21 protein-coding genes are annotated in these 21009 nt (G+C 62.7%); 9 read left to right on the top strand and 12 right to left on the bottom strand.

Annotation, left to right across the window (positions count from 1 at the left end):
* Positions 1-37: 37 nt before the first annotated feature.
* Positions 38-1015 (bottom strand): sugar ABC transporter substrate-binding protein, encoded by a 978-nt coding sequence (locus NKI25_RS15745; protein ID WP_502896960.1) that lies wholly within the window; start codon positions 1013-1015, stop codon positions 38-40.
* Positions 1016-1282: 267 nt separating this feature from the next.
* Between NKI25_RS15745 and NKI25_RS15740 the strand changes: the two genes are divergently transcribed.
* The 6 genes from NKI25_RS15740 (at position 1283) to NKI25_RS15715 (ending at position 6676) form a co-directional block, all read left to right on the top strand.
* The gene (locus NKI25_RS15740; RefSeq protein WP_352591528.1) at positions 1283-2512 is read left to right on the top strand and encodes an ROK family transcriptional regulator; all 1230 of its coding nucleotides are present in this window, start codon (positions 1283-1285) and stop codon (positions 2510-2512) included.
* A 2-nt stretch (positions 2513-2514) separates the two neighbouring features.
* Entirely contained in the window at positions 2515-2961 is a 447-nt protein-coding gene (locus tag NKI25_RS15735; RefSeq protein ID WP_352591525.1) for an RbsD/FucU family protein, read from the top strand.
* A complete protein-coding gene (locus NKI25_RS15730; RefSeq protein WP_352591522.1) occupies positions 2958-3881 on the top strand; it encodes a carbohydrate kinase family protein in 924 nt (307 codons plus the stop codon). The genes NKI25_RS15735 and NKI25_RS15730 overlap by 4 nt, the downstream gene beginning before the upstream one ends.
* Positions 3882-4134: 253 nt before the next feature.
* Positions 4135-5277, top strand: a complete 1143-nt coding sequence (locus tag NKI25_RS15725; RefSeq protein ID WP_352591519.1) for a DegT/DnrJ/EryC1/StrS family aminotransferase — start codon at positions 4135-4137, stop codon at positions 5275-5277.
* A gap of 18 nt (positions 5278-5295) precedes the next feature.
* Entirely contained in the window at positions 5296-5502 is a 207-nt protein-coding gene (locus tag NKI25_RS15720) for a hypothetical protein (protein WP_352591516.1), read from the top strand.
* A 154-nt stretch (positions 5503-5656) separates the two neighbouring features.
* Positions 5657-6676 (top strand): LLM class flavin-dependent oxidoreductase, encoded by a 1020-nt coding sequence (locus NKI25_RS15715; RefSeq protein WP_352591513.1) that lies wholly within the window; start codon positions 5657-5659, stop codon positions 6674-6676.
* A 59-nt stretch (positions 6677-6735) separates the two neighbouring features.
* Here the strand turns inward: NKI25_RS15715 and NKI25_RS15710 are convergent, their stop codons facing one another.
* Positions 6736-7362: a CDP-alcohol phosphatidyltransferase family protein gene (locus tag NKI25_RS15710; protein WP_352591510.1), complete on the bottom strand. Its 627-nt coding sequence runs from the start codon at positions 7360-7362 to the stop codon at positions 6736-6738.
* Between the two features lie 273 nt (positions 7363-7635).
* On the opposite strand from NKI25_RS15710, the gene NKI25_RS15705 reads away from it, so the two are divergent.
* Positions 7636-8109 (top strand): phosphatidylglycerophosphatase A family protein, encoded by a 474-nt coding sequence (locus NKI25_RS15705; protein ID WP_352591507.1) that lies wholly within the window; start codon positions 7636-7638, stop codon positions 8107-8109.
* Between the two features lie 232 nt (positions 8110-8341).
* Here the strand turns inward: NKI25_RS15705 and NKI25_RS15700 are convergent, their stop codons facing one another.
* Positions 8342-9943 carry an FAD-dependent monooxygenase gene (locus NKI25_RS15700; protein WP_352591504.1) on the bottom strand — a complete coding sequence of 534 codons (1602 nt, stop codon included), beginning with the start codon at positions 9941-9943 and terminating at the stop codon, positions 8342-8344.
* Between the two features lie 97 nt (positions 9944-10040).
* On the opposite strand from NKI25_RS15700, the gene NKI25_RS15695 reads away from it, so the two are divergent.
* Positions 10041-10484: a MarR family winged helix-turn-helix transcriptional regulator gene (locus tag NKI25_RS15695; protein WP_352591501.1), complete on the top strand. Its 444-nt coding sequence runs from the start codon at positions 10041-10043 to the stop codon at positions 10482-10484.
* Between the two features lie 287 nt (positions 10485-10771).
* On the opposite strand, the gene NKI25_RS15690 is transcribed toward NKI25_RS15695, so the two are convergent.
* From NKI25_RS15690 to NKI25_RS15665, 6 genes are all read right to left on the bottom strand, one after another.
* Positions 10772-12079: a type II toxin-antitoxin system HipA family toxin gene (locus tag NKI25_RS15690; protein WP_352591498.1), complete on the bottom strand. Its 1308-nt coding sequence runs from the start codon at positions 12077-12079 to the stop codon at positions 10772-10774.
* Positions 12079-12231: a helix-turn-helix domain-containing protein gene (locus NKI25_RS36450; protein ID WP_502896956.1), complete on the bottom strand. Its 153-nt coding sequence runs from the start codon at positions 12229-12231 to the stop codon at positions 12079-12081. Before NKI25_RS36450 ends, NKI25_RS15690 begins: the two co-directional genes overlap by 1 nt.
* Before the next feature lie 368 nt (positions 12232-12599).
* Entirely contained in the window at positions 12600-13778 is a 1179-nt protein-coding gene (locus NKI25_RS15680; RefSeq protein WP_352591494.1) for a hypothetical protein, read from the bottom strand.
* A 55-nt stretch (positions 13779-13833) separates the two neighbouring features.
* Positions 13834-14841, bottom strand: a complete 1008-nt coding sequence (locus NKI25_RS15675) for a succinylglutamate desuccinylase/aspartoacylase family protein (RefSeq protein ID WP_352576835.1) — start codon at positions 14839-14841, stop codon at positions 13834-13836.
* 9 nt (positions 14842-14850) lie between these two features.
* The gene (locus NKI25_RS15670; protein WP_352591491.1) at positions 14851-15195 is read right to left on the bottom strand and encodes a RidA family protein; all 345 of its coding nucleotides are present in this window, start codon (positions 15193-15195) and stop codon (positions 14851-14853) included.
* Between the two features lie 49 nt (positions 15196-15244).
* Complete coding sequence (locus NKI25_RS15665) at positions 15245-16564, bottom strand: alanine racemase (RefSeq protein ID WP_352826699.1); 1320 nt, start codon at positions 16562-16564, stop codon at positions 15245-15247.
* Positions 16565-16641: 77 nt separating this feature from the next.
* Here NKI25_RS15665 and NKI25_RS15660 point away from each other — a divergent pair, with 77 nt between their 5' ends.
* Positions 16642-17583: an amidohydrolase family protein gene (locus tag NKI25_RS15660; RefSeq protein ID WP_352591485.1), complete on the top strand. Its 942-nt coding sequence runs from the start codon at positions 16642-16644 to the stop codon at positions 17581-17583.
* Here NKI25_RS15660 and NKI25_RS15655 read toward each other — a convergent pair.
* Genes NKI25_RS15655 through NKI25_RS15645 form a run of 3 tightly spaced genes read right to left on the bottom strand, consistent with a single transcriptional unit; the run spans position 17557 to position 20995 of the window.
* Positions 17557-18528: an ABC transporter permease gene (locus NKI25_RS15655; protein ID WP_352449116.1), complete on the bottom strand. Its 972-nt coding sequence runs from the start codon at positions 18526-18528 to the stop codon at positions 17557-17559. The two genes, NKI25_RS15660 and NKI25_RS15655, sit on opposite strands and share 27 nt — an antisense overlap.
* Positions 18525-19490 carry an ABC transporter permease gene (locus NKI25_RS15650; protein ID WP_352591481.1) on the bottom strand — a complete coding sequence of 322 codons (966 nt, stop codon included), beginning with the start codon at positions 19488-19490 and terminating at the stop codon, positions 18525-18527. Before NKI25_RS15650 ends, NKI25_RS15655 begins: the two co-directional genes overlap by 4 nt.
* Entirely contained in the window at positions 19487-20995 is a 1509-nt protein-coding gene (locus NKI25_RS15645; RefSeq protein ID WP_352591478.1) for a sugar ABC transporter ATP-binding protein, read from the bottom strand. Before NKI25_RS15645 ends, NKI25_RS15650 begins: the two co-directional genes overlap by 4 nt.
* Between the last annotated feature and the right edge of the window lie 14 nt (positions 20996-21009).

Here is a 21009-nt window from a genome sequence, read left to right as displayed (position 1 = left end):
CCCGGCCGACCGCGATCTGTTGCCGGTCAGGCCAGGCTCAGCCCCAGCACTTGGCGAGGCCTTCCTTGGTGTCGATGGACTTCACACCGTTGGCGGGCTTGTCGGTGACTAGGTTGACGCCGGTATCGAAGAAGTTCTTGCCTTCGGTCGGCTTCGGCTTCGTCCCGTCCTTGGCGAAAGTGGCGATCGCCTCGATGCCGAGCGCCGCCATTTGGAGCGGATATTGCTGCGAGGTAGCGCCGATCACGCCTTCGGCCACCGATTTCACGCCGGGGCAGCCACCGTCGACCGAGACGATCAGCACCTGGCTTTCGAGACCGACGGCCTTGAGCGCCTGGTAGGCGCCGACAGCTGCGGGCTCGTTGATGGTGTGGATGACGTTGATGGTGTTATCCTTCTGCAGAAGGTTCTCCATCGCCTTGCGACCACCCTCTTCATTGCCGTTCGTCACGTCGTGGCCAACGATGCGCGGATCGTCCTCGTCGCCGATCTTGTTGGGGTCCTTCACGTCTATGCCGTAGCCCGTCATGAAACCCTGGTCGCGCAGCACATCCACCGTGGGCTGCGACGGCGTCAGGTCGAGGAAGCCGATCTTGGCATCCTTGGCCTTGTCGCCAAGCGTCGCGGCGGCCCATGCGCCGATCAGCTTGCCGGCTTCCAGATTGTCGGTCGCGAAGGTCGCGTCAGCCGCATCGATCGGATCAAGCGGGGTGTCGAGCGCGATCACCAACAGCCCGGCGTCCCGCGCTTTCTTCACGGTCGGCACGATGCCCTTGGTGTCGGACGCGGTGATGAGGATACCCTTGGCGCCGTCGGCGATACAGCTCTCGATTGCAGCCACCTGGCTCTCGCTGTCGCCGTCGATCTTGCCCGCGTAAGTCTTGAGATCGACGCCAAGCTCCTTGGCCTTGGCCGTCGCACCTTCCTTCATCTTGACGAAGAAGGGATTGGTGTCGGTCTTGGTGATCAAGCAGGCGCCGACCCCGGCGGCCGATGCCGTCGACGCAAAGGCCATCAGGCTCAGTCCGGCCGCGGCAAACACGGTGGATTTCAACAGTTTTGACGTGGTCACGATTTTCCTCCCATGGAACCATTTAGGATGCCGGCCAACCGGCATCTGCAGCGCGTCCGACGAAATCTCCCAGTGTCGACGCCGATCGCAAGAGACACCAGTCCGCCAGCACTGTCAATAATTAAATCACTCTTATTTATTATTGACAACGCAGGATTGTTCACTCACTCTAGACCAAAAGCATTGAGGGGAACCGACGGGAGGAACAGGGTGGAGACCGGCATTACGAGGCACGGCTCGCCCGATGCGGCCGAAAGCCGTCTGCACCGCGGCACCAATCAAAGCGGCATGCGGGACCACAATGAGCGGCTGGTGCTGTCGCTGGTGCGTCAGCACGGCAGCCTGGCCAAATCCGACATTGCGCGCATGACGGGCCTTTCGGCGCAGACGGTCTCGGTCATAATGCGCGAGCTGGAGGAGGACGACCTGCTCGTCCGCCAGGCGCCGTTGCGCGGCAAGATCGGCCAGCCTTCCATACCCATGGCGCTCAATCCCGACGGCGCCTATTTCATCGGCCTGAAGATCGGCCGCCGCAGCGCCGAACTGGTGCTGATCGATTTCCTCGGCAACGTACGCTCGATGCTGCAGCATTCCTACCGCTATCCGGCGCCGCGCGAGACGGTGGAATTCGTCACGAGCGGCATGAAGAAGATGCGCGGCGAACTCACCCCGGCGCAGGACAAACGCATCGCCGGGCTTGGCATCGCCATGCCGTTCGAACTGTGGAACTGGGCCGACACCGCCGGCGCGCCGCTCGAAATAATGGACGAATGGCGCCATCGCGATATTCGCGCCGACATCCAGGCGCAATGCGAATTTCCAGTCTATCTGCAGAACGATGCCACCTCGGCCTGCGGCGCGGAGCTCGTGTTTGGCCAGGCGGCGGGTGCGGCGCGCGATTTCGTCTATTTCTACATCGGCGCCTTTGCCGGCGGCGGCATCGTGCTGAACGGCCGGCTTTTTGGCGGCCCAACCGGCAATGCCGGCGCGCTGGGCTCGATGCCGGTGCCCGGGCCGGACGGCAAGCCGACGCAATTGATCGACGTGGCCTCGATCGCCACGCTGGAAAAGGCGCTCAACGCGCGTGGCGTCGAGGCGTCGCATCTGTGGACCTCGCCACAGGACTGGGGCGAGATCGGCGCCGAGCTCGACGACTGGATCGCAAGCGCCTCGCAGGCGCTCGCCTATGCCATTGTTGCGGCGTCCTCCGTCATCGATTTCGAAGCCGCGGTGATCGACGGATGGATGCCGCTTGCCGTGCGCAGGCGGCTTGTTGATGCGGTCATCCAGGCAATCGGCAGGATCGACGGCGAAGGCCTGCGGCTTCCGACCGTTCGCGAGGGAACGGTCGGCATCCATGCGCGGGCGCTGGGTGGTGCCAGCCTGCCGCTATCGGAGCGCTTCCTCATCGGCTCGACCACGATTTCCCGGAGCTTCTGAGCATGCTGATCGGCATCCCGGCGCTGCTCGGCCCGGAGCTTCTGGCGATATTGCGCGCAATGGGCCATGGCGACGAGATCGCGCTGGTCGACGGCAACTACCCGGCCGAGCAACAGGCACAACGGTTGATCCGCGCCGACGGTCATCATCTCGTCCCCGTGCTCGATGCGGTATTGAGCGTATTGCCGGTCGACGACGCCGTGCCGCACGCGCTGTTTCGCGCCTCGGCCAAAGGCGATCCCCTGCTAGCCGATCCGGTTCACCATGAGATGGAAGCGATCTGCGCCAGGCGTGCGCCGGGCCGCACGGTGGTTGCGCTTGCCGGCGCCGACTTCTATGCACGGGTCAAGGCCGCGCATGCGATCGTCGCGACAAGCGAGCCGCGGCTTTATGCCAACATCATCATTCGCAAGGGCGTGATCTATCCGCCGGAAAGCAAAACTTCATGATTCTCTGCTGCGGCGAAGCCCTGATCGACATGCTGCCGCGCACCACGACGGAGGGCGAGCCGGCCTTTGCGCCCTATGTCGGCGGTGCCGTCTTCAACTCGGCCATTGCGCTCGGCCGGCTCGGAGCGCCGGCCGGCTTCTTCTCCGGCCTGTCGTCCGATCTGTTCGGCGGGCAGTTCAGGGAGGCGCTGGGGGCCAGCAAGGTCAGTTCCACCTATGCGCACACCTCGCCGCGTCCGACTACTCTCGCCTTCGTGCGGCTCAACAACGGCCAGGCGACCTACACCTTCTACGACGAGAACACCGCCGGGCGCATGCTGACCATCGAGGACTTGCCGGAACTCGGCAGCGAGATCGAGGCCATGCTGTTCGGCGCCATCAGCCTGATCTCGGAGCCGGCCGGGTCGGCCTATGAAGAGTTCATGCGACGCGAGCATGAGCGCCGCGTGATGATGCTCGACCCCAACATCCGGCCAAACTTCATTCCCGACAAGGCCAAGCACCTCAGGCGCATCCGCAACATGATGGCGATGGCCGACATCGTGAAACTGTCGGACGAGGATCTGAACTGGTTCGGCGAAGCCGGCTCGCATGAGGACGTAGTCCGCAACTGGCTGGACCGCGGTCCGAAGCTGATCGTCGTCACCCACGGCAGCGAGGGCGCGGTCGGTTACAGCAGCCAGCACCGGGTCACCGTCGTGCCGGACAAGATCGAGGTGGTCGATACGGTCGGCGCCGGCGACACATTCAATGCCGGCATTCTTGCCTCCTTGCACGAACAGGGTCTGCTCTCGAAGACGGCAATCTCCAGTTTGCCGGAAGGCGCCATCCAAAAGGCGCTGACGCTCGGCGCCAAGGCCGCGGCGGTGACGGTATCGCGGGCCGGCGCCAATCCGCCATGGCGGCATGAACTCGCTTGACCGGCTGGTGCGCAGCCCATGGACTGCTCACCGGCGATCACTTTATGTTTCGTCCAGCCTGGCGGGCGGGATGCGAAGCCCGTATCAGGCCGGCCGAAGCCCGGATTTCCCCGCGTTTAAGAGGGCAGATCGGAAATCAGAGGTAACAGGCTGCGACACTTGAGCAATTCAGGGTTTTGCCCTGCGGCTTTCTCGGCCGTGCCAAGTCTGCTACCAGCGGCCGGTTATCTGGCTAAAACCGTTTGAGGCCGACATGCAGTTTATCGATCTTGGCGCGCAGCGCGAACGCATCCGCGACAGGCTGAAAGCCGCAATCGACCGGGTTGTCGACGAAGGCCGCTATATTCTCGGACCTCAGGTCACCGAACTCGAAAACAAGCTCGCCGCCTATATCGGCACCAAGCATGTGGTCGCTTGCGCCAACGGCACCGATGCGCTGCTGCTGCCGCTGTTTGCCGCCGGCATCGGCCCGGGCGACGCGGTGTTCGTGCCGAGCTTCACCTTCGCCGCCACGGCCGAAGTGGTGGCGCTGACCAAGGCCGAACCGGTGTTCGTCGATGTCGATGCCGACAGCTACAATATCGACATCGCCAGCCTCGAGGCGGCAATCGCCATGATCAAGGCGGAGGGCCGGCTGAGGCCGAAGGCAATCATTCCCGTCGACCTGTTCGGCCTCGCCGCCGATTACGAGGCGATCATGGCCATCGCCGATCGCGAAGGCCTGATGGTCATCGAGGATGCGGCGCAGGCGACCGGCGGCTCGGCTCACGGCAAGATGTGCGGCTCGTTCGGCACCGTCGGCTCGACCAGCTTCTATCCGGCAAAGCCGCTCGGCTGCTATGGCGACGGCGGTGCGATGTTCACCAATGACGATGCGCTGGCCGAACAGCTGCGCTCGTTCGCCTTTCACGGAAAGGGCGAAACGCAATACGACAATGTCCGCGTCGGCATCAATTCACGGCTCGACACGCTGCAGGCGGCGATCCTGATAGAGAAGCTGGCCATTCTCGAAGACGAGATGGTGGTGCGGCAAGCGGTCGCCAATCGCTATGCCGAAGGTCTCGGCGATATCGTCAAGGCAGCGCGCAATCTGGGCGGCGGCCGCTCGGCCTGGGCGCAATACGCCATCGAAACGCCGAAACGCGACGGGCTCAAGGCACATCTCGGTGAAAAGGGCATTCCGTCGGTCATCTACTATGTGAAACCGCTGCACAGCCAGATTGCCTATCGCGATTATCCGCGCACGCCGACCGGCCTTGCCGTTTCGGAAGAGCTGCCGAAGCGCATCCTGTGCCTGCCGATGCATCCCTATCTGAGCGAGGCTGACCAGGACCGGATCATCGAAACAATCCGTAACTATATCGGCTCGAATTCGGCGCATGTAGCGGCGGCATAAATTCGAAAGTTTCGAAGCGTGGTCGCGGAATACATCGACGAGTTCATCATGTTCTGCGCCGGGTTGTGGATGGCTGGCGTCGGCTTCGGATTTTTCTCGGACCCCTCTCAAGCTCGCCCGGGCCAACAGCAGGCATGGTGGACCAACTTTGGAACCCATTTTAAATGGATGGGGCCGCTGTTGATCCTCATCGCGATAGTGCTCGCGTTCGCGGCACCTTCCTAGATGCGGCGCCGGCAACAGGCTCGCCATTGACGGCATCGCTGATCAACAACGGACCGTTCACCTCAAACTGGGGCGGTCGGTTCCGATTTCGGGATGCTTTGCTCTGCGCCGAAGCATAGTCTGCACCTGTTTTCCCTCTAGGCTGGCTATTTTCATGAAGAAGATTGGTTTCCTCTCGTTCGGGCATTGGACGCCCTCGCCGCAATCGCAGACGCGGACGGCAGCCGACGCGCTTTTGCAGTCCGTCGAGCTGGCCGTCGCGGCCGAGGAATTGGGTGCGGACGGCGCGTATTTCCGCGTGCATCACTTCGCGCGCCAGCTCGCCTCGCCCTTCCCGCTGCTGGCAGCGGTTGGGGCGAAGACCAGCCGAATCGAGATCGGCACGGCGGTGATCGACATGCGCTATGAGAACCCGCTCTACATGGCCGAGGACGCCGGCGCCGCCGACCTAATCGCCGGAGGGCGTCTGCAGCTGGGCATCAGCCGCGGCTCGCCGGAGCAGGTGATCGAGGGATGGCGCTACTTCGGCTACGCCCCGCAAGAGGGCGAGAGCGATGCCGACATGGCCCGCAGACACACCGGAGTGCTGCTCGAAGTGTTGCTGGGCAAAGGCTTTGCGCAGCCCAACCCGCGGCCGATGTTTCCCAACCCGCCTGGCCTGCTTCGCGTCGAGCCGCACTCGGAGGGCCTGCGCGAGCGCATCTGGTGGGGCGCCGCCACAAACGCCACCGCCGAATGGGCGGCGAAGCTGGGGATGAACCTGCAGAGTTCCACGCTCAAATTCGACGAAGGCGGAAAGCCGTTTCACATCCAGCAGGCCGAACAGATCAGGGCTTTTCGTGAGGCCTGGAAGGCGGCCGGACACACGCGCGAGCCGCGGGTGTCGGTGAGCCGGAGCATTTTTGCGCTGGTCGACGATCGCGACCGGGCCTATTTCGGCGGCAACCAGAGCGGAGATCATTTCGGTTACATCGAGGCAGACAGACGCGCGGTGTTCGGCCGCTCCTATGCCGCCGAACCGGACGTCCTGATCGAGCAGCTAAAGGGCGACGAAGCCATCGCCGAGGCCGATACGCTGCTGCTTACCGTCCCCAACCAGCTCGGCGTCGACTACAATGCCCATGTCATCGAGGCGATCCTGACCCATGTCGCCCCTGGCTTGGGCTGGCGCTGACGCGCGACTTTGTTGGAAAAACCCACGGCGGTCGATACGATGCTCGCGTTCTAGCGGTCTCACGGCTGCTTCCCGTCGGCTCGTTTCAGCATCGCAAATGCGCGACTGATCCGTTGCAGCGCTGTGGCGTTGGCCAGCACTGCGTACAGCGCGAACCCACCCGCCAGAATCCAGGGCGAAGCCGCGCCCATGGCGGTCGCGACTCCGTCCGTGGCGAGCAGCACGCAAATGAAAACCAGTCGTTCCATCCGCTCGAAGAAATCCGGCCAACCGTGGTTTTCCACAGGGATTTCCAGCGCCGTCCGCGCCTTGGCGTAACTGGTCAGGATCCCGCCGGCGAACGCGAACATTGCGATCGCCCACAGATCGGCGACCCAGCCGATTGCCGCAAAGACGGCCAATTCCTGATAACGGTCGACGACGGCATCGAAATAGCCACCGGCCTTGGTGCTCATATTTGTCCGGCGGGCTACCGCACCGTCCAGCGCATCGAAGGTGAAGGCAAACGCCAGGCAAAGGCCAAAGGCAAGACTTGAATGGTGATAGACATAGGCGGCCGAGGACAAAGCGACGAGCACGAGCCCGCTAGCCGTAACCTGGTTCGGCGTCATGCCGATCCCGATCAGCGGAGAGGCGGCCTGCTCCCATAGCGGGTCGATGCGACTTTTCATGAGACCGGCGATCATGGCGGCTCCTCTGATGATGTCGTTTCACCGAGCTTTACCAGCAATTTGCGGGTTTGTTCCACCGTCGCTAACGTTCCAATTGGTCAAAGCGGGCCGAGACCGGGCTCAGCAACATTCTCAACTCGCCGCAACAGCGATTTCTTTCGACGAATGCGGCCGGCGGAATAAGGCGCTCGCCAAGCTGACGGAGCAAATCGGCCGGCGGTCTGGCGGCCGCACCCGAACGATGTGACTATGATTGCTTGCCATCCGTCGGAAGCCGGCCGAAACTCGATGCATAAATTTTCACCCAAGTTTGCCTACCTGCTCGCGACCTCTCTTGGCGCGGGATTATCTCCAATATGGCCGGGCACGGTCGGCGCAATGGTTGGAGTGGCGGTTGCTGCAGCTCTGATACCTGCATCGCCTTGGCTGACCGTGCTTGCCTATGCGGCACTGTTCGCCGTTGGCGTATGGGCGTCATCGCATGTTATCTCCCGTACCGGGACGGAGGATCCGCAGATCGTCGTCATCGATGAGACCTTCGGCGCCGCCGCCACACTTTCCATGCTTCCGATCGACCCACTCTGGTGGGCAGCAGGCTTCCTTGCTTTCCGGTTTTTCGACGTCCTCAAGCCTTGGCCCATCCGTATCATGCATGACAAGGTAAGGGGTGGGGCCGGCATTATGCTGGACGACGCGGCCGCGGCTGTCGCCGCTGGGGCGTTGCTGCTCCTGCTGAACGGTTTGATTAACCATTTGCGGTAACGGCGACATTCGGTCTGCCAAGGCCACGGTGGTCCATCGGAGTTTAGCGCCACAAGGGAAGACCGGACCGATGCGAAGCCACAGGATCGCGGCCATTCCAGGCGATGGGATCGGCAAGGGAGTCGTAGCGGCCGGGCTTCGTGCGCTGGCCGTCTGCGCCCTGGCATCGCCCGCATTCCCGGCGACGACATCGGCGTGCCAGAACGCAGGAGGCATCCGCACTCGCCGCCGCTCACCGATGGTGTTCGTGTGCCTGAGTACGGAAACCAAACCCATCAAGTGTTTCGATCAGCACCTGTACGCGATCAGGCACACCGTGCATTGACCGCCACGCGACAAAGCCGTCCGGCCTGACCAAGGCGGCACCGCCGCTTTCAACCCCGAGCGCGGAAGGCCACCGATGGTCCAAGTCAATCAGATCCCCATTGGCACCCAAGGCGTGGCAGGTCAGCGGCATACGGAGGCGTTGGCTTACGGCGTCAGCGGCCTGACACCATGCTTCGTCGGCGCAGAGGAGAAGAAGATCGCGATCGCACAAATCGAGACTCGAAATCCGCTGGCCGGCGCGCCCGACCGCGAAATGCGGTAAACGCGTGCCAGGGCGACCCGACAGCTCGACGGATTTTTGGAACGGGTGATCGTCCGGTGTGGATTCCCGAGCCACGATGCCTGCAGTGTAGCGTTGGCCAAATACCACGTCGTAATCCTCGACGATCGCAACAGGAGGAGGCAACCGCTTCGACGGATCGTCGAACCATTTCTGTAGGCGGGCGAGCGCTTGCGCCAACGTAGCCTCGATGACCGGCCGGCGCTCCATGTCATAGCTATCCAGCAACGAGGGATCGGCATGCCCGCGTGCTACCATCGCAAGCTTCCAGGCAAGGTTATGGGCGTCGTGGATACCTGAATTGCCACCGAAAGCGCCTGTTGGGGGCATCACATGTGCGGCATCCCCCACAAGAAACGCGCGGCCTCGGCGGAATTGGCGCGCTGTGAGGGCGGCCACTTCCCAGGAGCGCGCATCGACAAGCCTCGTCGTGATGTCCGACCGGCCCGCACCTCGTATGATCAGTTCCCTGCACTTGGCTTCATCAAAATCCTGTGGTTTCTCGCCCTTTTCGGGAAAGTACTGGAGCGCCAGAAGCCATCGTCCACCCTCCCTGGGCGTGAAGGTCCCGTTGAGGTCCGTCACGAAGCACGACGTGAAGCGCTTGCCGCCTATCGTCGGAGGCATGTCCATGTCAAAGACTACATTCATCCAGTTCTGAAGGCCGCCTGCCCCGCTGCGGCTGATCTCCAGCCTCTCTCGCAGGGAACCGTTCGCACCGTCCGCGACGATCAGATAGTCGGCCGAGATGACCTCCTTTGCGTAAGTCGCGATATCGCGAATTTCCGCGCGGACGACGGTCTCGTCCTCATCGAAAGTCACCAGCTCCGTGCTAAAACGCACGTCTGCACCGTTCCGCTCGGCGTAGCGGCGCAGAATCGGTTCCAGGACGTGCTGATCACACGTCGCCGGTTGCGTGGGGCTGAGGGCACTTGCATCCGGCCACGCCGGTCCGCCCCATTGAATCTCCGGATCGGCGAGATTCCTGGCGCGCGCAATAGCGCCTGCCTGCTGGTCCCCCGTCCGATTTGTACGAATCTCCTCCTCGAGGCCGAGGCTTCGGAAAATCTCCATGCTGCGCGGGGAGATGCCGGCAAACTTGTACTGGATTGACGTGTCGGGATGACGCTCGACGAGGACACACGCAATGTCGTTGTGAGCCAATAGGGCGGCCGCCGTCAGACCGTTCAGGCCGCCTCCGACGACGAGAACCGTGGTATTGGTCATCTCGGATCTCCTCTCATTGCTTTGACCACAAAAACATTTTGATTGATCAAATCATATGATTGGTCCAAGTATGTGTCAAGACTCGAAGGAGCGTGGAATGAGACCGAGCCAAGATCGCTTGCAGCACGCCACCGAGGCATGGCGCCTGATGTTTGATTTCCTGATCCGGTCCGCGCCGGACCGGTTGGAGATCCAGCGGAAATTGGGCCTGACGCCCAACGACTCCCGCGCCCTCTTCACCCTCGACAAAGACGCGGGCAAGCCGATCGGCGCATTGGCTGCTCAATGGCAGTGCGATCCATCGACGGCGACCTGGCTGGTCGACCGGCTTGAGCAGGCGGGGCTCGCCGCACGTGTTCCGTCGCCAAGCGATCGCCGTGTCAAACTTGTCAAGCTTACGGCCAAGGGTGCTGCAACCATTGAGGAATTGACAAGGGAATATCACAAGCCCCCGCCCGAGATACTTGCGCTTCCACGCGCTGATCTGGATCAGTTGATCGGCCTCGTAAGAAAGTTACAGGCTGGCAAATCCGTGAGTTGATCCTATCCCAGAAAGGCACTGGCTAGGATCGGGTAGCGCCGCGTCACACTTTCCATGCTGCCGCTCGAGCCGCTCTGGTAATCGGCAGGTTCCTTGCTTTCCGGTTTTTTTGACGTGGTCAACCTTGGCCCATCCTATCGCGCATGAGAAGGTAAGGGGTGGGTTCGGCATCATGCTGGACGACGCAGCGGCGGCCGTGGCCGCCGGGATGCTGCTGCTGCTGAAGAAGACCATTTGAACGTTGTCGCAATGGCGACATCAGTCTGGTTGCGTCTCGACTTTCAGCATCACGCCTCTTCCAGTCTGCGTACACGAGCCCTGACCCCATTGCCGATGGCATCAGCGACTTCCGCAGGAAAATCCTTTGGGAGCGATGCAGAAACCAGTTCGACCGCCGCTAGCGCCTGTTGGCGCAGCTCATCAAAGATCGCCTTGACGGGTTTCGGACCGATCCCTGCTTTGGCGGCGGTCTGGATAAAATGGCGTGGCATGACGCTGTCGACGAGGTAGTGGCGTGTGTCACCAATGGCCATCGCCAGTTTCATTTTGTTGTGCTTGATCTGTCCCGCATCAAGGCTGGGCTGCGCTGAAATCACATCATAGAGCGGCGTTATGCGGAACCGGCCGCCGGGAGAAAGAAAGACGCTAAAATTCTTGGCGTGCCCATCTGTGGCGCCGAGAAGCCAAAAGGCAACCACGGCTTTTAAAACCGCAGCTTGATCTACCTCCGGTTGGTCGCTTCCCTTCATCAAATTGAGGATAGCCGGAACGCCAGGCCCGCCGTCGGATTCGTATTTCAGTGACGGCGGCACAGAAAGGGCCTGGCAGCAGTCTTCCTGGGGCAAACGCAGGAGACGATTGTCACTGGTCCATCGGCGATCGAACCGCTCGACCGCGAGCACGCGATTGCCTTCGAACTCCTCGATTGCGACGACGGCGCTCGGGAGCCCTAGGGCGGTTGTCAGCTTGAGGCAGAAAAATTCGTTCTCGACACTGAAGGAAAGGTCGATGCCATTTGGCAACCGTCCAATCTGTGGTTTGAGGATGTGCGTCGTGGCAGTCGTCGCCAGCGGCTTGTACCAACGTCCTTTCCAGAACAAGAGCGCAGTCTTTTCCTGAGCGCCAGCGATCGAGATCCGGAAGTCCTCGTCCTCGCCAAGCCCAAGGGGAGCCGATGCCAGATCGCGGAGAAGATGGGCAATCTCGGTATCGTCAACGGGTTTGCCGTTGACAATACCAGCGGGGCCTGGCTCGACACCATCCGGCAGGAATTGCAATGCGCCGACACAATCGCGTCCGACAGCGGCAAGCAGGTCGTAGGCGTCTATTCCTTGAGCATGAACACGCTCCGCCATACGGCGGCGAATGGGGATGTTGTCGGGCAGGAGATTGTCGAAGACGGCGATGACGGGCGCACCGATATAACGATCTTCACGCAGAGGCAGTGATAGCGAGACGGGCAGCGCGTGCTCCCAAGCAAGCCAAGACGGATCGTACTGAAAATCGATCGCGCCGCTGGATTGTCTATTCAGCCGCCCGACGAGACGGCTGTTCAAGAAGATATTTAGCGGGATGTGCCGCCGCGGACGAGCCATCAGAAGATGTCCTCGATCTCGGCCGGCTTTGCCTTGGTCCGAGGGCGGACGACGAATTCGAGGTCGAGCGCTGCGAGAATGTCGCAAAGCGTTCCGAGCTGGGTCCCAGGCGCGCCACTCTCGACGGCCGAGATGGTCGCCTGACGCAGCATCGTTTGGTCCCCGACATTGGTCTGGTTCAGGCGGAGCTTGCGACGCTGCCGGCGGACGGCATCTCCAATCTGCTTGGGTGTTCGGGCGATTTGGTCCACAGCGTACCTCTCTGGCCATGGTATTATACGCTCGCGCAGATAAATTTCAATATACGCTCTTCCGTATCAAACTCTGTATACTCGGAAGCGTATATGCAGCAAATATGGTCGGGCGTATGATCTTCGATCCGCATGGACCGTCATGGCCATGCTTTCAGCTTGTCCGGCCGCCGCCGGCCAATGTGACCGAAGCGAATAGTCGGCATGCTCATAAAGCTCCAAGGCAAAGTGAGGTCAGTCCTAGCAGACTGCGGCAACGGATCGGTTTTTCAAACGGATGTTGCGGCACTCACCCAATCGAGTCGTGCGGCAGGGACAAGGCCATAATTGTAAAAATTGATGCCGTCGACATCCGGCGCCATCGCAGCTTTCACCTTGGCGGTGAGGATGTCGGGGCCTGCCATTTCCGGATAGAACAGCCGGTAGCCGGCGCCGAGGAACTTTTCCACGCCAAGGGCTGCGCGTCCGGCCGCCATCAGGCTGGCGACATCGCCGGGCTGCATGTCGTAGGCACACAGGATTGCCCCGTCACAGACCTTGCCGAGCGCCGCGAGATCGCAGCCGCCAAGCCAACCGTCTTTCAAATCGATGATGACAACGCGGGTCGCCGGATTGGCCACCTCGCGCAGTTCGGCGACCAGGCTGGTCACCGGTTCGAACCGCCACAGCAGGTAGCCATGGAGTTCCGGCCATGGCAAAAAAGTGTCGGGGCCGCTCCCCGGAAAGTCTGGAAAGCGCCGTTCGGGCACGGCGCGCTCGCAGGTCTCGACGATCCATTGCCCGACGAGCTTGCGCGCTACTTCGCCGTCGACGCCGGCCTCGGCCGCGCGCGCAAGGCAAGACGGACAGAAACAGATCGACAACAGAAAATCGTCTTCCGGCGTCAGCCCGACACCATCTTTCTCATGATGGTATTCGTGGGCGAAGCCCATGAAGGACGGGCTTTCAAGCTCGATCCGGTCCGGCCTGTAGCTGTGCGAGATATCGGCGATCAGCGCGCGGACATAAGCGCGTGCTTCCGGATGTGATGGGCAGAGATTGTAGTAGTTGGCATCGCCGAAGGCGTTGCGGGTTACGGCCTGCGGATGAAGCATGCCGAGCCGGGTGTTGTGCAAGCAGACCGTCCAGCACGAAACGCCGAGCCCGCCCACCTCGCGCCGGCGCACAAGGTCGCCAAGCACATCGCCGCCTTCCATGATCACGTCCGCCACCTTGGGCTGGATGGCAAGGTCGGCCCAGTGTGCCGCATCTGGCTTAAAATAGATGGTTCCGTCTTCCGGAAAATAGGCTTTCCGGCGCGGGCTGCGCGGCTGCAGGAACCGGCCAGCGTGATAGGAAGTCGCCAGACTGATCATGTTGAGCCCGGCACGCTCGACAAGATCGCGCTCGACCGTCTCCAAGCCCAGATCCTGGACATCCCAAGGATAGGTCCACATGGACAGTTGCATCCGGTTATCCTCAGTCTTGATCCCGATATTGGCGTATGGTCGGGAGGGCTTCTTATCAGTCGACCGGCTCGGCGACCTGCATGAGGCAGTCTCCCGCCTCGCACATCGTGTGCAGCCGCCGCGAAAGCACAATGCCGCTTTCGACAAAGTGCAGGGCTTGCTCGGCGAGGTCGAGCCGTTCGAGGTCGTGGTACCAGCCCGCCAGTTGGCCTGAAGTCACGCTGTCGCCCAGCCTGACTGCCGGCTCGAACCAACCACGGCTTGTGGCATAAAGGCCCTGACTGTGCCGAGACAACGAAAGAAGCCGCGTCGGCGCCGAAGGCCCGGTTGCGGGTGCAAGAACCGGCGCCTCAACCACTCCCAAGGCGGCCATCAGGGCGTCGAGTGCGCGGGCTGTAATCTCCATCGTATCGACCGTGACCGTGCCACCGCCGCCGAACTCTCCGCTGACGCCGATGGCGCCGGCCCGGCGCGCCGCACCCATGGAGGTCGGTGAGGCCTGGCCGTTGTCGGCCACGAACCCATATGGCATGCTGAGCGTCCGCATTAGCTCTACACCGCGCCGGTGCCGGTCGGGATCGGTATTGTGCTCGACAAGCGCGGTCGGCAGATGCTCCATCGAGGTGCCGCCAGAATGAATGTCGAAGATGACGTCGTGGCGGGGAAACAGTTCCATCTCCAGGAAATTGGCAAGCCGGCTTGTTGGCGTGCCTGACGGGTCGCCCGGAAAGGCGCGGTTGAGATTGCCGCCGTCGAGTGGCGAGCAGCGCTTTGCGGCGATCACCGCCGGCACGTTCGCCATCGGCAGGATGGTGACGCGACCCTTGATCCGCTTGGGATCGAGCCGGCGCACCAGCTTTGCGAGCGACAGCTCGCCTTCGTATTCGTCGCCGTGATTGCCGGCCATCAGAAGCACCGACGGGCCCTCGCCGTTGCGGACAAGGCAGATCGGGACCTTGACCTGGAAATAGGGCGAACGGTCGATCGAAAACGGAATGCTGAGATGGCCGAGTGTCTTGCCGTCCCGGTCGAAGTCGAGCGTATGGCTGAGGCCGGTGTGCATGGCGGCGGCTCAGACAGCTGCGATCGCAGTGACCTCTATGCGGAGGTCGGGATCGGCGAGACGCGCCTCGACACAGGCGCGCGCCGGCAGGCGCGCAGGATCCACCCAGGCATCGTAGATGCTGTTCATGGCATCGAAGTCGGCGATCTGCGGCAGGAAGATGTTGATCGCCACTAGCCTCGACTTGCTGCTGCCGGCCTCGACGAGGAGCGCCTCGACCTTGGAGAGTACGTCGCGCGTCTGACCCTCGATGCCGGCCTTGCGGTCGTCTGCCACCTGGCCTGCGATGTGCACGAGGCCGCCATAGACGACCGCCTGGGACATGCGGGAGCCGGACTGGAAGTACTTGATCATATCAGATCCTTTCGAGGTTCTCTTTTTTGGAAGTGGCCGCGATATCTGGTCAGCCGAAATAGGTGGGAAAGGCGTGGCGGACATACCCGTCCGCGTCGGCGCCGAAAATCACGCGATAGCGATCGAGACAGGTGCAGGGGTGCGAGATGCCGAATTCAACGACGTCACCAACGGCAATATCGTCGCCCGACGCAATTGTAAGGAAGGCGTGCTGGTCGTTGAGCTTGAAGACCTCGGCACGCGCTTTCGGCAGCTGCTTGCCGGCACGAAAGATGGTCACGACCTTCGGAAAGCCCTGGTCGAACGACACGTCGCGCATGCCCATACCGCAGATAGCAAGGCTGGGCTCCGGCCGCGACAGTACCTCGGCCCACAGGCGCAAAGCCGGTTGGAAGGAATTTCGTGCGGAAGCACTGACGCCGCCGATCGCAAAACCGTCGCGGGCATCGAGTGCGCCGAGCGACCTGTCGTAGACGCCATGGTCGTGAAAGAAGATGGCGCCGCTGCGCAGCACCAACGTGGCATTGCCGTCCCTGGAGACGAGGGGCGAAAGCGCTGCGACCACCTTGTCGAAGTACACCGAGCCGCCGGCGGTGACGATCAGCGGGGTGTCGCCGCCGACGCGGGCGCGGAGCCGCAGGAACATATCGGCTGTTATTGCCAACAGGGCGGATATCGCCTCATCGGTGCGGCCAGGATCGGCTTGCGCCGCGGCACCTTCGTAGGCTGCGACGCCGGCGATCAGCAGCCGCCCTCCGGCTGCTACAACCGCGTCGGCGATCGCCTCGGCTTCGCCGGTGGTCCGGGCGCCTGCCCTCCCCACACCAAGTTCGACGAGCACGCGCAATGGCGGCAGCGTCGCATTGGCGCGCCAAGCTTCAGCAAGCGCATTCACTGCGTCGAAAGAGTCGGCAAAAACGTAGAACTCGGCGCTTGGCCAGGCGCCGACAAGGACAGCAAGTCGGTTCGCACCACCTGGTCCGCCGACCTCATTGGCGATGATCAGCCGAGAGAGCCCGGCTCTGAGCATCACTGTGGCCTGCCTTATGTCGGCGACGGTCGTGCCCCATGCTCCGGCCTCGATCAGCGACCGGGCAAGGTCAGGCGCCATCGGGGTCTTGGCATGCGGGGCGATCACGGCGCCCTGTTCTCGCGCATACCCCAGGAACAGGTCACGATTGGCGATGAAGGCCTCCTCGTCGAGGGTCAACACCGGCAACGACATACGTCCATGCGCTGGATGCCAGCGCTCAGATGCGACAAAGCTGCTGTCCAGCCCGAGGGTGCCAGGCGGCACGCCGCGGATACGATCGTCGAGCAGGAAATTTTCACGGGTCGCGAGCGACAGTACGGGTGAGTTTTCGGTCATCCGATGCTAGTCCTTTCGCTTTCGCAGGATGAAGTCCGGATCGATTTCCGATGCCGGCCACACCATGAGAGAGATACGTGCCAAAGCGTTACTGCGGACCGATCATCGATGCCCACCATCACCTTTGGGATCTCGGCCTCGGCCGCCATCCCTGGCTCACGCCCACGGCTGGCGAACGCGGCGGTCTGGGCGAGCTTGGCCCCTTGCGGCGAAACTACCTTCCTGAAGATTATTTGCGCGACGCCGGCCAGCACAGTGTCGTCGCCACCGTCCATGTTGAAGCCGGTTGGGCCGGGGATGACTGCGTCGGTGAAACGCGGTGGCTTGAAACCCTCGACAAGTCGCGCGGCGTGGCCGCCCGTTACGTCGTTCACGTACCTCTGGCGAACCGCCAAGCGCCGGCGCTGGTCCAGGCGCAGGCGGCATTCGACCGTGTCGTCGGCGTACGCGACATATTGAGCTGGGATCCGAATCCCGCCCGTCGTTTTGCCGCCCGCGACGGCATCATGGACGATCCGGCCTGGCGTGCCGGCCTGTCCCTGCTTGGGCGCCGCCGGCTGGTTTTCGACCTGATGGTGTTTCCGCGCCAGCTCACCGGCGCGGCGCGCCTCGCAGCGGCCTTTCCGGACCAGCTCTTTGTTCTCAACCATTGCGGCAGCCCGGTCGATCGCGATGCGGACGGGATGCGGGTGTGGCGCGAAGGGCTGCGGCTTTTGTCGGAGCGCGAGAACGTCGCTATCAAGATATCGGATCTGGTCGCCTACGATCATGATTGGACGCTCGACAGCCTAAGGTCGGTTGTCATGCATTGCATCGACTGTTTCGGTACGCGGCGCGCGATGTTCGGCAGCGACTTTCCAGTCGCCGGCCTGCATGCATCGTTCGATGCGGTGTATGACAGCTTCAAGGCCATTGCAGGAGAGCTTTCCGCGGACGAGCAGACGGCACTGTTCTACGGCAATGCACGGCGCATTTATCGGCTGGAGGATATGTCATCGGCGGGCCTGCTCTCTGCCTGAGAGAAGCAGCAGCCCCAGGATCAGCGACCCGAACAGGATACTGCGCCAGCCGGGCGATGCGTTGACCACGGTGATCAGCGCCGTGATCGTAACCAGCAGGATGGCGCCGGGGATGGTGCCGGCATAGGTGCCGAGCCCGCCGAGGATCGAGGTGCCGCCAAGCACCACGGCGGCAATCGAGGCGAGCAGATAAGGATCGCCGATACCGACATAGCCTTGTCCGTTCATGCCGAGGACCAACACACCGGCAAGTCCCGCACAGAAGCCGCTGATGCCGTAGACCGCCAGCGTGGTCGAGGCGACGGGAACCCCGGACAGCGCCGCGGCGAGCGGATTGGCGCCCATCGCGAATATCCGGGCGCCAAGGGATGTCGCATGCATCGTGGTCAGAACGATCACTGAAATGACCACCCACAAAAGCACGCCTGCCGGAATACCGACCGGCCGCGCATTGCCGAGCCAGCGGACCAGCGGGTTCTCGGCGGTCACGGCACTGCCGCCGGCGATGATGATCAGCAGACCTTGCAGGAATGTCGCCATCGCCAGTGTCATGATCATTGGATGAACGCGCAACAGCGCCACGCCCAGCCCGTTCACCAGACCGATTGCGCTCGTCAACGTGAGAACTGCAAGAACGGCGGTGAGCCCTGTCGGATCCGCCTGCCACGAAAGCAGCGGCAGGCTGACAGCGCTAACCGTGACGATCGCCGCGACGGAAAGGTCGATGCCGCCGGCAATCACCACGAAAGTTTGGCCCGCCGCGACCAGGCCGATCACCGCGCCCAATTCAACCAAATAGCGCAAATGCCCATAAGCGCCGAAGCCAGGTGAAGCGAAGCTCGCCGCGATCCATACCGCCGCAACTATAGCGATCGTAAGGAAGGGCCGGCTGCGCAGAATCGTCACGGCGCGCCTGCCGCTCACGCTGTCTTTCCGTGCTGTCATTGCTGCACCTTGCGGAATTGCGGGATGGCGACCGCCCCGATGATGATGAGGCCCTGGGCGACATATTGGGCGACCGGCGTGAAGCCGAGGAAGAACATGACACTGATCATCAGGCTGAGCAGCAGGCTGCCCGCAAGAGCGCCGCGCATGGTACCCTGGCCGCCGAGGAAACCGATGCCGCCGAGCACTGCGGCGGCAATGGAATTCAGCGTGAACGCCGTGCCGATGACTGGATCGCCCGAACCCGTTTGCGCGGCGATGAACAGGCCGGCGCCTGTGCAAAGCAGTCCGCTAATCGCGTAGGCGGCGATCCGGGCACCGTCGACCGGCACGCTGGAGCGGTAGGCGCCGACGGGATTTTCGCCTGCAGCATAGATGCTCAAACCAAGCGGCGTGGCGAGATAGAGTTTCCACAAAAGCACGATGAGTACCAGCAGCACGAATGCCGCCGGCGTGTTGCCGGCAAGCAGGTCCGACAGCCACTCGGGTATGGCGCCGCCCGGCCTCGGCAGGATGAGCAGGGCAGCGCCGCCGATAATGAAGGAGCCAGCGAGCGTCACCACGATTGCCGGCAACCGAAGTTTCACGACGATGAACCCGATCGCGGCACCGATGCCGAGACCGGTCAGCGCCACCGCAGCGGCACCCCCGGCTACGCCCAGCGGCCCAGTCATCGTCGTCGCAGCGATCACCGCGCCCAGGCTGACCATGGCACCGATGGCCAGGCTTATGCCGCCGGTGAGCATGAGGATCGCCTGGGCCATGGCGACCAGCGCCAGCGGAAACCAGCTCTGGGTGAATTTGGCGAAACCGGACGCTGTCAAGAGGCCGGGAAACAGGGAACCGTAGGCAATGACGAACGCCAGGACCACAGCGAACAGGCTGCGCACGCCGACATTGCGGCGCAGCTGAACCGGCCAGTAGAGCGCGCCGGCTTGGCTTGAGGATGCAACCGCGCTCATGCCGCAACTTTCTGCTGTTCGGCACCCATTGCGGCGGAAACGATGGCTTCCTCGCTCAGTGCCTCGCGCTCGAGCATGGCCACGATGCGGCCTTCGCGGACCACGCCGACGCGGTCGCAAAGGTGCACCAGTTCGGGTGTGTCGGAACTGAGCAGCACGATCGCCTTGCCGGCGGCGGCGAGTTTGCGAAGCATCATGTAGATCTCACGCTTGGTCTCGACATCGACGCCGCGCGTCGGGTCGTTGAGGAGAAGTACAAGCGGCTCGTGTGGCATCCATTTCGCCAGCGCGACCTTCTGCTGGTTGCCACCTGAGAGTGCCTGCGCCGGGCGGTCGAGGTCGCCCTTGATGGCAAGCTGGGCGGCGAGACCCTTTGCCATATCGCGCTCGGCACGCCGGCTGCGCAGCTTCAGCGCCGGCAGCCTTGCGAAGGCGGGCAGCATCATATTGGTGATGATGGGATGGATCAGGTGCAAGCCTTCGCGCTTGCGGTCAGCCGGGACATAAGCGAGGCCGAGCGCATTGGCGTTCGGCACGCCGCGGGGCAAACCCGAAACACCGTTAACCGTCGCGGATACCGTCCTGGCGGGGATCGCGCCGTAGAGGCCAAGCAGCAGATCTTCCTGCCCCTGCCCGACCAGGCCGCCAATGCCAAGCACCTCGCCCGTCCTGATGTCGAGATCGACGTCGCGCATCAGGCCGGCCGAAAATTTACGAACCGAGATGGCGTCGGCCGGCGATGGCGAAGGCCGCCATCGTGGAAAGAGATCGCCGGGGTCGCGGCCGACCATCAGCCGTACCAGCCCGGCGGCATCGGTTCCTTCCAGCGAGCAGTCCGCCGTGCAGGTCCCGTCCTTGAGCACGGTGACATGCTGGCACAGCGTCATCACCTCGTTCAGTCGGTGTGAGATGTAGAGAATAGCGATGCCCTCGCCCCGAAGCCTCTCCAGCAGGTCGGTGAGGATTTTTGTCTCAGTTGCCGATAGCGATGAGGTGGGTTCGTCGAGAATGAGCACGCGCGGCCGGCGGTAAAGCGCCTTGGCGATCTCCACCATCTGCCGGCGGCCGAGGGACAGGTGCCCCACCGGCGTAGACAGCGGTTCGTAAAGCCCGACAAGATCGCATGCGGCTTTGGCCCGGACGGCAAGCTCGTTGTAGTCGATCAAGCCGAACCGTTTGGGATAGGCACCGAGCCCGATGTTTTCGGCAATGGACAAGCTGGCCGTCAGGCTCAGTTCCTGCTGGACAACAGCGATCCCGGCCTGTCGCGCATTAGCGGGGGTCATGCGCGAGACCGGGCGCCCATCGACCTCGATCGCCCCGCCGTCCGGGCGCAAGGCGCCGGACAAAAGGTTGATCAGTGTCGACTTACCTGCGCCGTTCTCGCCCAGCAGCGCATGCACGCGGCCCGGCTGGAGAGCGATGGAAACGTTGCGCAGAACGGGGTTGCCGAAGAAGGACTTCGACACCCCCCGCGCGGCGAGAAGCGGAGCCGTGGTTGTCAATGCTACAACCCTTC

Source organism: Mesorhizobium sp. M0808 (assembly GCF_040320025.1).
Classification (GTDB): domain Bacteria; phylum Pseudomonadota; class Alphaproteobacteria; order Rhizobiales; family Rhizobiaceae; genus Mesorhizobium.
This window is presented reverse-complemented; position numbering and strand designations above follow the sequence as displayed.